Origin of the sequence: Pseudarthrobacter sp. B4EP4b, assembly GCF_006680095.1 — a bacterium.
Classification (GTDB): Bacteria; Actinomycetota; Actinomycetes; order Actinomycetales; family Micrococcaceae; genus Arthrobacter.
Genome location: NZ_VHIJ01000002.1, coordinates 1 through 12,784, shown reverse-complemented (window position 1 = coordinate 12,784; position 12,784 = coordinate 1). Strand labels below are relative to the sequence as shown.

The window sequence follows — 12,784 nt, the reverse complement described above, 5'->3', positions numbered from 1 at the left end:
CTAATCGCCTTCAGCGGCGGGATGCTTTGTGCGCGGCAAAGACCTCCATGGCGTCCGCAGCCCGCTGAACGCTGTCCCGGCCCCGGCCAGGAAAAACAGGACAGCCAGGTAGACCGGGCCGAGGTGCCCAAGCGTGGCCAGGCCCCACGGGTAGTGGGCGGGGACGGCGACGGCCAGTCCGGCGACTGTGATGACGACGGCTGTGGTGAAGGCCCACCGTTCTCCGCGGCGCACCCCGAACCAGGCGAGGCCGGCTAGGGCCAGCCCGGTGGCGGCGATAAAACCGCTGAGGGCGATGTGCAGGTGGCTGATGTAGTGATACAGCTGTGGGCTGAACGCCTCCACGTCCGCCTTGGTCTTGTCCACTTCATCGGGCCCGATGCCCAGCTCCAGGAAGGTGCCGGCGAAGTTGAGCGCCAGGAAGACCGCGGCGTATGCCACGAAGGCCAGCCCTGCCAGCGCCATGAGGGTGGCTCCGATCCGGAGGCGGGACTGCTTCGCTGGGGGAGTTGCTTGGATGGCAGGCATAGCCACCACGGCCTTTCCTGATCAAGTAGGTACGTGAATCAGAAGGCCAGACCTGGGGCTTGTCAAGAGTGCCCCGGCGGCTCCTTCTGCGCCAACTTGCCGGGCTTTGGACCCTGATCTTTTCGGGCAGGGATAGTTGGGTTGCCTGAACCCTGTTCGCCATACCGTAGAAGGGAGGGAGGATGCCGTGCAGGAATGGAACCGGGCTGTTGAGCTCATTGAGGCGGACCTGACCGCGCCGGTCGACGTCGGCGGGCTGGCCCGCGTGGCGCTCACCTCGGAGTATCACTTCCGGCGGATGTTCGCCTCGCTGGCCGGCATGCCCCTCTCCGAGTACATCCGGCGCCGGAAGCTTACAGCTGCGACGGCCGAAATCATTGCCGGCCAGGGGGTGCTGGACGTCGCAACACGGTACGGGTACGGGTCCGCCGAGGCGTTCAGCCGCGCCTTCAAAGCCATGCATGGGCTTAGCCCCTCACGGGCACGCCGCCCCGGCGCCGTGCTCCACTCACAACCGCAATTGAGATTCCATCTTCGAATCGAAGGGAGCGCGGGCATGAAACACCAGATCGTCAAGAAGGAGGCCTTCCGCCTGATTGGCCTCAGGACACGGATCCGGCTCGTCTATGAAGGACCAAACCCAGGCATAGAGGCGTTCGAGCGGGGACTGGACCCCTCGGTGCGGCCACGCCTGGCCGAGCTGTCCGACACCGAGCCGTTCGGTCTCGTGGCGGTCACCGAGAACATCGAGGAGCCGGGAACCGAGGGAAGCGAACTGGATTACTGGCGTGCCGCCGCATCGTCGCAGGCGGTGCCGGTGCCGGAAGGATTTGACTCCAAGGAAGTCCCGGCCGGCCTGTGGGTGATCTTTGAGACTGAGGGAAAGTTCCCCGAGGCCCTGCAAAAGCTGTGGGCCGACGCCGCCGCCGAATGGTTCCCCGCCAACCCCTACCTATGGGCGCCAGGACCACAACTGCTGAGCGTCCAGCCGGAACCGGACGGTTCGAGGGGCCGCGGACAGCTGTGGATACCGATCGAAGCGAAAACTGCTCCGCCTGCCGCCTAGTAGCGCCAGCGTACGGGCTGGTGCTGCCAGGCGGCCGGCAAAGTCCTTGAATCCCAGGGACGAGCTGGAACCGCTGGCGTTTTAGCGGCCGGTCAGGGCTGGCTGTGCTTTTGCATGGTCATCATGCGGCGTTTCCACAGAGCCGACCAGCGCCAGGCTCAGCTGCTTCGGGCCGGTGACGGTAAGGGTTACCGTCGAAGCCGTGATGGGCAGCGGAACCGCCATGATGCCCTGTTGGCCGGAGATCTCCAGCACTCCGGCGTCGATGAGGACGCGGACGTCGGTCCCCTCAGCAACCGGGAGGAATACCCCGGTGAAGTCGGCGTTTCCGGGCGCCGTTACCTCCAGGCCGGCCCCGTTGTGGCGAAGCGCGGCCAGCTGGCCGTCCGGGCTCCCGAAGCAGATGACCGTCCCAGCGGCTACTGTACAGCGAAGGTCCGCGCCGCCGTCGAGCACGATTTCATAGGCACCGCCGCCCAACTGCTCCACGCGCGCGGCCTGCGCGTAGTTGGCGAGGTCGGCGTGGGGTGTGGCTACCAGGGTGTCGCCGTCCAAGGTGAGTGTGTGCGGGACGCTGAGGGCGCTGGCCCACTGGCCGTCGGGGCTGATGACGCCGCGGACCCAGAAGATCAGTGCCGGCACACCGTCCTTGTCCCGGAAGAAGGAGGGCGCGTAGTAGCTCTTGCCGTAGCTGAGCTGGCCCCAGGAACGTGCGGTGAACGTGCCGTCGGAGTAGCTGCCCACCCCGTAGGCCACGTAGTGCAGGACATCGTCCTCCCAAATGGACGTGATCAGCACGTGCGAGCCATCAATCTCGAACAGCTGCGGGCACTCCCACATGGTGCCGGTCCACACCGGTTCCATCTCGGCGCCGGAACGCTGCGCGGCGATGCCGTCCAGGGTCCACTGCTTCAAATCAGGGGAACTGTAGGAGACGGCGGCTGCCGTGCCGCCCTCAAGCCCGGCGCCCACGAACATGCGCCACTGCCCGCCGTCGCGAAACACGAACGGGTCCCGGTAGGCCACCACGCCCAGCTCGGGGGCGGTCATCAGCTTTCCGCCCTTGGCCCAGCTGTTCCAGGAAGCGTCGTCCGGGGTGGCGGTCCGCACGGTGCCGATGCCGAGGTCCGGCTCTGCGACGGAAGTGTAGAACATGGTGGCGGCACCATTGATGTCGGTCACGATGGAACCCGACCAGACGCCGTCGTCCCCGTCACCAGGCGCGACGGCGACGCCCTGCTCCGTCCACGCGATCATGTCCGGGGACGTGGCATGGCCCCAGTGGCAGTTGGACGCCCAGGTGGTGCGGCCGGGGACGTACTGGTAGAAGAGGTGGTACTGGCCGTCCTTCCACGTAACGCCCAGGGGATCATTGATCCATCCCTCGGCGGCAGTGAAGTGGAAAGCGGGCCGCAGTTCGTGTGCATTCATGCTGGTCCTCGTTGTTTGCGGTAGGAGTGGTCAGGAGACCGGGACGCTGTTGGCGGCATGGAACCTTTGCCGGATGTCCCGGGCCTGCTCCGCGTTGGCCTTTTCCCACTGGTCTATTTCGGCCCGCCGCTCGTTCCGGACGGCGTCGCGGGCATCGGTGAATTTCTGCATCCGTTCGGCGGCGGCGTCGCGGGCAGCCTGCTGCGCGGGCGTCAGCTCCGGCAGCGGGAGTTCCTCCACCTGGTCACGGGGGCGCAGCGGCAGGCGCTCCTCCACGGCGTCGATGTCCAGGACGGGGGAGGGGAGGGTCTGGTACCAGTAGGCGGTGGAGGACCAGTCATCGGAGAGGTGGTTGGCGTGGCCGTGCTCGAACGTGACCTTGATGCGCTTCTGGAACCGGATGGGATCGGTCATGTGGAAGCGGTAGCTGTGGTGGAAGCCCGGCACGTTTTCCTCATGGACCATGGTGCCGTTCATCAGGAAGGCGTTGTGCTGCATGCCCCAGGCATGGCCGAAGTAGTCCTCCATGCCGGTGCCGTGCAGGCTGGGCGGCCAGGTGTCGTCATCGATGAAGATCATGTCATCGCCCTCGCCCCACCAGGAGCCCTGGAAGTGGCGCACGGCCAGGTTGCAGCCCACATAGTGGCCCTGGCCCTCGGTCTCCAGCACAACGTAGTTATCTTCCCCGGTGAGGTTGGGGATGGCCACTTCGATGCTGTTCGTCTGCAGGTCCGGGCCCCAGCCGGCGTTGGGCTTTTGCCGGCGCCAGTGGGCGTGGAAGTACGCGGTGTCCGCCGGCAGCGGCTCCGTGTAGAGCTCGTAGTCGATGTAGAAGTACTGCAGGTAGGGGATATCGTTCTGGTTTTCGACCGTGATCCGGGCCCGTGAGTTGAAGGGCATCTCGAAGTAGCTGTTGAAGGCCGCGCTGCCGCCGAAGGTGTTCAGTTCATGTTCTTTGGCGGAGACGGAGAGCGGCAGCGAGTCGTAGGAGCCGGAGAGTGAGTTGAGCAGGCCGAAGAAGTCGCCCAAGGGTGCGATGACACTCGGGGTTTCCTGGTCATCCCAGTACATTTTCAGGACGATTTTGCGGTAATAGTCCGGGTCCACCACTTCCCAGCTGACACCCAGGGCGTTGTGGATTTCCAGCATGGGGACACCGACCAGTTCCGGTGAGATCTGGCCCGGACCGGGCTGGATCCGGCAGGACTGGGTCATCCAGATGTGGGTGATGGCGCCGGGGCCTTCGAGGTCCGCCAAGACGCGTTCCTCTCCGGGCATGATGATCCAGTTGTCCCGGTTGCGGCCGGTCTGGTCCCAGCTGGAGGCTCGGGCGGTGCGGGCCGTGGAGAGCTTGGTCAGGCTTGAGAGCAGGCCGGAGCGCGGCGATGTTGCCATGGTAGATGTACCTTTCAAAAGAGTTGGGGGGTTAGCCCTTGACGGCTGACTGGGTGAGGCTGGCGATGATCCAGCGCTGTGCCACAAGGAAGACGATGAGTGCCGGGGCGATGGCGATAGTGGTCGCTGCCATCACCTGGGCCACGTTGCCGGCGCCGTAGGGGCCGAGCATCAGGACCAGGCCCAGCGGGAGGGTGGCGGTATCGGTGCTGTTGAGGAAGATGGACGGGGCGAAGTAGGCGTTCCAGCTGCCCAGGAAGGTGATGACGCCGAGGGTGCTGACGGCGTTCTTGGCCAGCGGCAGGGCGATCAGCCGGTAGGTCTGCCAGGCGGTTGCCCCGTCCATGCGGGCTGCATCGATGATTTCCTGGGGCAAACCCAGGAAGAACTGCCGGAGCAGGAATACTCCCAGGGCTCCGGTGATCCCGGGCAGGATCAGGCTGAGCGGGTTGTCCAGCAGGCCGAAGGTCCGCATGAGCAGGAACAGCGGAATGATGGTCACCTGCGCCGGCACCATCAGCGAGGACAGCAGGCCCACGAAGATCGAGTTGCGGCCAGAAAATTCCAGCTTGGCGAAAGCGTAGCCGGCCATCGGTGCGGTGATGATCATGCCGACGCTGACGGCAATCGCTATGACCGCGCTGTTGAACATGTTCCGCAGGATAGGAACTGGTCCGCTGACCGCTGCCGCATAATTTCCCCAGTCCCATTCGGTGGGCAGCCACTGCGGCGGCAGGTCGTAGGCGTGGCTGGCGTCCCGGAGGGACGTGGTGAACATCCACAGGAACGGGGCCACCATGCCGACGGCGCCCAGGACAAGCAGCCCGACGGAAATGGACTTCCCGACGCCGGCGCGCCGCCGCCGTCGTACGTCCTGTCCTGCAACGGCGCGGGAGGGGAGGACGGCGTTACTCATTGTTCACCCATGATTTCCTTAGGCGGAACTGCACCATGGTCACCAGCATGATGATCAGGAACAAGGTCACCGCGATGGCTGAGGCGTAGCCCATGTCGAACTTGTTGAAGGCCACTTCGGCGATGTACATCACCACGCTGCGGCTGGCATCGCCGGGGCCGCCGCGGGTGAGCACGATGATCGATTCGTAGATCTGGAACGCGCCGATGATAGTGATGGTGATGTTGAAGAAAGTTGCCTGGCTGATCATCGGCAGGACAATCCGGCGGAAAATCTGCCACTCGTTGGCGCCGTCCATCCGGGCGGCCTCTACCATGTCCTTGGGGACTTCCTGCAGGGCGGCCACGAAGATCAGCATCGCGAAGCCGACGTTCCGCCACGTGTCCACGATGACCACTGACACTTTGGAGAACTCCGGGCTGTTGAGCCAGTCGATCCGTTCCCCGCCCATGGCGGTGAGGTAGTAGTTCAGGATGCCCGTGTCCTTTTGGAAGAGCGCCTGCCAGATGATGGACACGTACACCAGTGCCACCAGGTACGGGAAAAAGTAGGCGGAGCGGAACACGTAGGTCAGCGCCCGGGGGAGCCGCTGGTTGATCAGCACGGCGAACAGGAGCGCGAAGCCATTGATAAGGACGACGGCGGCGCCCACGTAGAGGACTGTGTTGCCGTACGTCGTGGCTAGCCGCTCATCCCGGAACATCCGTACGTAGTTGTCCAGTCCGATGAACTTTGGTGCTGTGAGGATGTTGTATTTAGTGAGGCTGAGGTACAGGGCCGCGACGAGCGGGCCGAGGACGAAGACCAGGAAGCCGATCACGGTAGGTGCCGTAAACAGGTAGCCGGTGAGGGCCTCCCGACGGCGGGCGGCGCTCCGGTGCCCTGAGCGGCCCCCGCGCCCCGACGGGGGCGCGGGCGGCAGTTCGGTTTGGGGGACAATCAGTGTCACTGCTGCAACGCCTCCTCAACATCCTTCTGGGCCTTCTGAAGGGAGGCGCCAATGTCCTGGCCGGACATGATCTCGTCCATGGCCCGCATGAACGCCGGATCCAGCACGTTGTAGGCACGCGGAGCCGCTACCGGCTTCGCGTAGGAAAGTGAGTTGTAGAACTCTTCGGCATGCTCGGGGGAAGCGAGGAAATCCGGGGATGAAGCGGCGGTCCTGGTGGACGGGACGGCGGCGCCGGCGTCGGCCCATTTCTTCTGGGTCTGCTGGTCGGTGAGCATCTTGATGAACTCCCAGGACAGCTCCTTGTTCTTGGACGCTTTGGAGACTGCGAAGGCGCCGGCGCCGAACACGGTGGACTTGGTGGTGCCCTTCGGCCACGGAAGGATGTCGTAGTCGCTGAAGCCGGCCTTCTCGAAGCCGCCGGTGACAAAGTGCCCGGCGCCGGTCATGGCCGCCTTGCCGGCGGGGAACAGCTGGTACGGGTCGGAGCCCTTCGGCTGTGGGGAGACACCGTGCTTGGTGACGAGGTCCCGCACCCAGCCCACCGTCTCCTTGACCTTCTCGTCGGTGAGCTGGGCCTTCTCCAGATCATCGCTCATCACGGACGTGCCATTGGAGTACAGCCACGGAGTGATGCCGAAGGAGTAGTACGGCATGGCGAACCCGTACACCTTGTCGGCGCCGGAGCCGGTGGTCAGCTTCTTGGAGATCTCCAGGAAGTCGTCCCAGGTCCAGTCGTCACTGGGCCGTTCAATCCCGGCGGCCTCAAACATTTTGGTGTTGTAGTAGATCACCATGGTGTTGAACGTGTTCGGCATCAGAAAGGTGGAGCCGTCCTTGCTGAAGCCTTCGAGGAGCTTGGGATCGATGTCCTCGCGCAGGGACTTGGCCTCCGGATCGTTTTTGAGGAAGCCGTCCAGGGGTGTGAACAGCTCGTTGGACAGGCCCAGCTCGACGCCCTCGGTGGCGATGTTGATGACATCCGGCGCTTGCCCGGCTGCTGCCTGCGTGACGAGCTTGTTGACGTACTCGGTCCAGGTGGTGATCGGGGTGAAGTTGTTGTTCACCGTGACGTTGGGATACTTTTCCTTGAAGCGCTCGGCTACGCCGTCATAGACGGCTTTGTCGCCGGGATCGCCCCAGTTGGAAACGGAGATGCTGGCGGTGATGTCCTTGGCCGGAGCGGCGTAGGGACCGTCCGCCGCCGGCGTGGCTGCATCCGTGCCGCTGCCGCAGGCGGTGAGGGCCAGCAGGGCAGCGGTTGCCGCTGTGGCCAGGGTCGTGCGGACTGTTTTTCTCATGGAATGCTCCTTTGCATGCTGCGCCCGGGGGAGGTGCGCTGGTGGGATGCGACGTTGGTTTGTTTGGGTTAGTTGGTGGAGCTGTTGCTGGTAGAGCGGCGGAACTCGATCCGGGACTCGAGCCGGAGGATAGTGGCGGGCGCAGCGGGGTTCTCGAGCCGCTGCAAAAGTAAACTCACCGCGCTCTCACCCAGCTGGAACGCGGGCTGGCGCACGGTGGTTATTTGTGGTTGGAACAGGTCCGAGTAGGTGAAGCCGTCGAACGTCGCGAAGGCTATGGAGCCAGGCACCCGGAGTCCTTCGTGCTGCACAGCCCGCAACGCACCTGCCGCCAGGAGGGTGCTGCAGGCGAGGATCGCCGTCGGACGTCCTGAGGGGGTGGCCAGCAGCGGCCGGACACGGTCGAACGTGGCTGCCGCAGTGACTGTGCCTTCGCAGAGAAGTTCGGGTGGTACTGCCATGCCTTTCGTGAGCATGGCGGCCCGGAAACCGTCATAGCGCTCGCGGAGCGAAGACACCCGCAGGTCTCCGGACACGAGTAGGATCCGCTCGTGGCCCTGGGACGTGAGGTGGTCAACCAGGGCTGCCATTGCGGCCTGGTTGTTGACGCCAACCTGGTCCACCTGCCCCTGGTCCCCGCCCAGGTCCGCCAGCCGGTCCAGCAGGACCAGCGGCTTCTTTTCCTTCCTGATCCGCTCCAATAGTCCGGCGGTTGACCCCGCCACCCGCGCGAGGATGAGGCCATCGACCCGGCGGTCCAGGAGGGCTTCCACCGCTGCGCGCTCCCGGGCGGGATCTTCCGCCGAGTTGGCCAGCAGCAGGGAGAGGCCGTTGTGCGCAGCCGCCTCCTCCACGCCATGCACCATGTCTGCGAATGCCGGCTCACCGGCATCGGAGACCACCAGCCCGATGGAGTCGGTCCTGGCGCGGCGCATGGAGCGGGCCAGCACGTCACGCCGGTAGCCTGTGGCCTTCACAGCGCTCATTACACGCTCTTTGGTTTCCGGCTCGACGTGCCTGGTTTCGTTCAGGACGTGCGACACCGTGGACGTCGATACGCCGGCAAGTGATGCGACATCGACGATGGTTGCCACTGTGACTCCTTCTAGCGAAACGATTGCGCGAACGTTTCGATACTAGAGACAAACGTTTCGATGTGCAATGGGTCACGTTGAAGTTTTTTGAACAGCGGTTTCCTGCGGGCGGACCCGGGGCCGGGTTCACGGCGGATTCCCGCCCGCAGCGAAAGGTCCTCAAGCCGGTGTAGCCTACACAGGGACCAACCAGCCTGAGGGGGCAGAGCATGGATACACCCGGCTACTTCACCACCGCCTATCCCGGCGTCACACCTTTGACCCGCGGATGGAAGCTCATCATCGCGTTGGCCGCTGCGGTGGGCCTGGGTACTTGGGCGGGCCTGGCATTTCTCTGGTCCATGCTTTTCCTCGCCCAGCCGGGAACACTTGATGTGCTGCAACGGGCACCAACCGAACAGGATGTGCTGGCGGGAGATTACTCGGACCTGGAGCAAGAGGTGTGGTTGGAGGATGTCCGGTACCTGGGTGAGTACAACAACAGCAACTACTTCGTGGCACCGGACCGGCTGGACAATACCGGCTTTTGTCTCATCACTGAGCGCGTCCTGGCGGACGGCGGGTGGAACGCGAGCTGCGGGCAGCTTATCGACGGCCGGGATGCGCTCACCAGCCTTTCCGACGCGGAAGGCAGGCTGGTAGTCCTCGTTCCGGACCAGTTCGACCACCGGCCGCTGGAGGCTGACGGCTGGCTAACTGTCCACACAAACCTGCTGGTGGAAGTGAACGATGCGAGCCGCAGCCGGACCGGCTCAGAAGGTCCGGACGCGAAGTCCGTCAGCCTGGGCTAGGCGGGTGCTGGGCCGGTGGACGCCCGGTATTCGATCACGGGGGCGAGGCGGACGATGGCCGGTTCACGTGACTTGTCTGCGATCCGCTTGGCCAGGAGCTCGGCCGCCGTGGAGCCCACATCGAAAGCGGGCTGTCGGACCGTGGTGAGCTGGGGTTCGAACAGGTCCGCATAAGCGAAGCCGTCGAAGACTGCGAAGGCAATATCGTCGGGCATGCGCAGGCCCCGCTGCTGGATCTGCCGGAGCGCAGCGGCGGCGAGCACCGTGCTGCAGGCTATGACGGCCGTTGGTGGCTTAGCCGCGCCCAGGGCCTTGCGGATTCCGGCGTCGGTCTCCTTGGAGTCGTGAGCTGCGACGGCCAGTTGCTTTGCCGCGGGGATGCCGGCGGCAGCCATGGCTTCGGTGAAGGCTTCGTGCCGCTCCCGCAGGGTGGCCACCCGGGTGTCCCCGGCTATCAGCAGGATCCGTTCGTGGCCCTGGGCAGTGAGGTGCTGCACCAGTTCCCTGATGGGCTCGCGGTTTTCCACGCCCACCTGGTCGTAGGGGTCGTCGGACAGCCGGTCCATCAGCACCAGGGGAGTCTCGTGGTTGGCAAACTCGCTGATGGCGTCCAGGCCGGAGCCTGCGACGCGGGCCAGGATGAGGCCGTCCACCCGGCGCTCCAGGAGTGCCTGGACGGCCCGCGCCTCGCGCTGCGGATCCTCGGCGGAATTGGCCAGCAGCAAGGTGACTCCCTGGCTGGCGGCTGTCTCCTCGACGCCCCGGATCATTTCCGCAAAAGCCGGCTCGCCGCCGTCGGACACTATGAGGCCGATGCTGTCAGTCCGGGACCGGCGCATGGCGCGGGCCAGCGCGTCCTGGCGGTAGGACGTTTCCTCGATGGCTTTCAGGACCTTCTGCCGGGTCTCATCATTGACGTTTCTGGTGCCGTTTAGGACGTGCGAAACGGTGGAGATGGACACGCCGGCAAGCTTGGCCACTTTTACCATCGTCGTCATTGTCGCCGTCCTCAGGGAATCGTTTACGCGAACGTTTCGCGCAGCCTCCGCCAGTTTACAGACGGGTGGCCGACAGGTGCCGTGACAGGTCTGGAAGTAGGTAGCAGTAAGTGCCGTTATCAGGGGCCATAACGACACATGCTGCTACTTAGTTTCTGGAACATTCCTTTGCTCGGGCTCTCGTCAGCAGAGCGTGCCGGCTAAATGGATGTCAGCCGAAATTACTTAGCACAACCCCTTTACTCTCCCCGGACCCGTTATTAGAGTTCATAGTCCAGATGGACGCCGGGGGGCGTCTGGAGAGGGGGCAGTGCATCAAGGCTGATATAAACCAGAAGACACATGACCACTACGTGGAAAGCCCCTCTTAGGAGGGGCTTTCTCCTTTCCAGGCAAGGGCATGGGTCGAGTTTCAGGCCCGGTGAAGCCCTGATGTCCAACCGAAAAAATCGAGTAAACCGAGTAGTCGCTCTCAGGTAACACGCGGAAAAACGAGTACCCGGTACTCATGACCGGCTGTGGCGCCCCTCATAGGGTGGACCGGACAGGGGGATGCGGGCGCCGCACAACGGTTTCGCTTGAGGTTCCCTGCCGGACCATGCATGGGAGGACAACTATGCAAGCGGGGATCTACATCCAGGGAAGCCACCCCGGCCGGAACCACAGCTGGGCCGTGTGGTGGACGGCAGCGGCAAAATGCACTGACTCCTTGTGGGGGAAGTGACAGCCGTGGATAGACGTCAGCGCCATGCGAGGACCCGGATCCTCGTCCTGCTAATAGCCATGTTCGCTCTTACCTGCGGCACCATCGGCGTTGCTTCCTATTCAGCGCCCACCCCGGACGTGGAAACGAAGGGTCCGCCGCCCAGCCAGAGTGCTGATGCGGCAAGTGCAGCGCCCACCCAAAGTGAAAGTCCAGTGCCCACGCAAAATGCTGAAACGGCGACTCCGGTTCCCGCGGACCCGGTTCCCAGTGCTGCACAGCCAACTGTTGAACTCCCCGCCCCGGCACCGGAGCTTATTCCTGAATCCGCGCCTTCCCCTATCTCCTTGACCCTGCCAGTGGGCGACCTGCCCGGATGGAGGCAGGTCTTTGCGGAGGACTTCAGCGAGGGGGACGTCGGACTGGGCGCCTTTCCGGGCATCTACGGCGGACGGTGGAGCGCGAACTACTTCGACGGCACGCCGGATACCGCCGCGCAACTGCAGCCAAAGGGCGCCCGGACATCCGGGTACTTCCCGTCCAAAGTCTTGAGTGTCCATGACGGCGTCCTGGACATGTTCCTGCACTCCGAAAACGGGGTGGCCATGGGCGCAGCACCGTCCCCGATAGTTGGGGGAGCAGTCCAGCGGCCCTGGAACAGCCAGGTGTACGGGCGCTACTCCGTGCGCTTCAAAGCCGAGGTCCTGCCGGGATTCAAATTGGCCTGGCTGCTCTGGCCGGACAGCAAGCAGTGGCCTCAGGACGGGGAGATCGATTTCCCGGAAGGGGACCTGGGGAAGGTCATCTACGGCGCGGTGCATGGCGTCCAGAATGGCATCCATGAGGTCGAAGTCCGCCGTCCCAACGTTCCTTATGGGGATTGGCACATAGCCACTACCGAGTGGGGCCCGGGCGGCATTGAGTTTTTCCTTGACGGGCGTTCCATCGGTGTTTCCTCTGCCTTCACCCCGAGCACGCCAATGCACTACATCCTGCAGACCGAATCCTGCTCGCCCGACTGCCCGGCGCGCGAAACCAACGGCCACGTCTACGTTGACTGGGTCGCTATCTGGGAGAGGACCTAAATAGCTCAAGACTCACGCCTCGGGAAGGTGAGCGGACGACGGCGGCCGCGCGCCGCCGTCGTACGCCTCACTAAGGGGGTGGTCACCCGGGCCCGGGTAACAGGTCTGGAGGGTTCCCGCCGGTAGTATGTGCCGGGTGACAAGGAACGGCGGGCGCCCCAGCATCAGCAAACAGGAGTGGATCAAATACGCTGCGCTCTTTGTGCTGGCAGTGGTAGCCTTCGGGGTGGCGGCCATCGCCCTGATGGGTCCGCGCAACGTCGATGAGGCTCTCCCGCCGGCGCCAAGCCTGCCGGCTGCCACGAGCAGCGTTACTCCGTCCGCCACTCCCACGGGGACGGCGACCGCCTCTCCTACGGCTACTGCTACCGCAACATCCCAGGCACCGGGAATCGAGCTGCCCGCCGAGCCTGTGGTGCTGATTCTTGGCGATTCCTACACAGCCGGCGTGGGTGCGGGACGGCCGGACCAGGGGTGGGCCTACCTTGTTGCCGGGCAGCTCGGATACCCCACCAACATTGACGGGG

11 protein-coding genes and 1 pseudogene are annotated in these 12,784 nt (G+C 64.4%); 4 read left to right on the top strand and 8 right to left on the bottom strand.

All coding sequences use genetic code 11. The annotated features are described in order from the left end of the window. Complete coding sequence (locus FNL14_RS00995; RefSeq protein WP_142056888.1) at positions 1-528, bottom strand: hypothetical protein; 528 nt, start codon at positions 526-528, stop codon at positions 1-3. 187 nt (positions 529-715) lie between these two features. On the opposite strand from FNL14_RS00995, the gene FNL14_RS00990 reads away from it, so the two are divergent. Next, complete coding sequence (locus FNL14_RS00990; protein ID WP_142056886.1) at positions 716-1,594, top strand: AraC family transcriptional regulator; 879 nt, start codon at positions 716-718, stop codon at positions 1,592-1,594. 81 nt (positions 1,595-1,675) lie between these two features. Here the strand turns inward: FNL14_RS00990 and FNL14_RS00985 are convergent, their stop codons facing one another. From FNL14_RS00985 to FNL14_RS00960, 6 genes are all read right to left on the bottom strand, one after another. Beyond that, positions 1,676-3,025, bottom strand: a complete 1,350-nt coding sequence (locus FNL14_RS00985) for a glycoside hydrolase family 32 protein (RefSeq protein ID WP_220126142.1) — start codon at positions 3,023-3,025, stop codon at positions 1,676-1,678. 30 nt (positions 3,026-3,055) lie between these two features. Then, on the bottom strand, positions 3,056-4,420 hold the full coding sequence (locus FNL14_RS00980) for a glycoside hydrolase family 172 protein (RefSeq protein ID WP_142056884.1): 1,365 nt from the start codon (positions 4,418-4,420) through the stop codon (positions 3,056-3,058). 31 nt (positions 4,421-4,451) lie between these two features. Continuing rightward, complete coding sequence (locus tag FNL14_RS00975) at positions 4,452-5,336, bottom strand: carbohydrate ABC transporter permease (RefSeq protein ID WP_142056882.1); 885 nt, start codon at positions 5,334-5,336, stop codon at positions 4,452-4,454. Beyond that, entirely contained in the window at positions 5,329-6,285 is a 957-nt protein-coding gene (locus tag FNL14_RS00970; protein WP_142056880.1) for a carbohydrate ABC transporter permease, read from the bottom strand. Before FNL14_RS00970 ends, FNL14_RS00975 begins: the two co-directional genes overlap by 8 nt. Next, a complete protein-coding gene (locus FNL14_RS00965) occupies positions 6,282-7,586 on the bottom strand; it encodes a sugar ABC transporter substrate-binding protein (RefSeq protein ID WP_142056878.1) in 1,305 nt (434 codons plus the stop codon). Before FNL14_RS00965 ends, FNL14_RS00970 begins: the two co-directional genes overlap by 4 nt. 68 nt (positions 7,587-7,654) lie before the next feature. Next, positions 7,655-8,680, bottom strand: coding sequence for a LacI family DNA-binding transcriptional regulator (locus FNL14_RS00960; RefSeq protein WP_142056876.1), 1,026 nt, complete (start codon positions 8,678-8,680; stop codon positions 7,655-7,657). Positions 8,681-8,889: 209 nt separating this feature from the next. Between FNL14_RS00960 and FNL14_RS00955 the strand changes: the two genes are divergently transcribed. Beyond that, on the top strand, positions 8,890-9,471 hold the full coding sequence (locus tag FNL14_RS00955) for a hypothetical protein (protein WP_142056874.1): 582 nt from the start codon (positions 8,890-8,892) through the stop codon (positions 9,469-9,471). Here the strand turns inward: FNL14_RS00955 and FNL14_RS00950 are convergent. After that, a complete protein-coding gene (locus FNL14_RS00950) occupies positions 9,468-10,607 on the bottom strand; it encodes a LacI family DNA-binding transcriptional regulator (protein ID WP_370455785.1) in 1,140 nt (379 codons plus the stop codon). The genes FNL14_RS00955 and FNL14_RS00950 overlap by 4 nt on opposite strands. Positions 10,608-11,519: 912 nt before the next feature. Between FNL14_RS00950 and FNL14_RS00945 the strand changes: the two genes are divergently transcribed. Both FNL14_RS00945 and FNL14_RS00940 read left to right on the top strand, forming a co-directional pair. After that, positions 11,520-12,257, top strand: coding sequence for a glycoside hydrolase family 16 protein (locus FNL14_RS00945; RefSeq protein ID WP_255470655.1), 738 nt, complete (start codon positions 11,520-11,522; stop codon positions 12,255-12,257). 127 nt (positions 12,258-12,384) lie between these two features. Beyond that, positions 12,385-12,784, top strand: a pseudogene (locus tag FNL14_RS00940) (SGNH/GDSL hydrolase family protein); the annotation flags it as partial.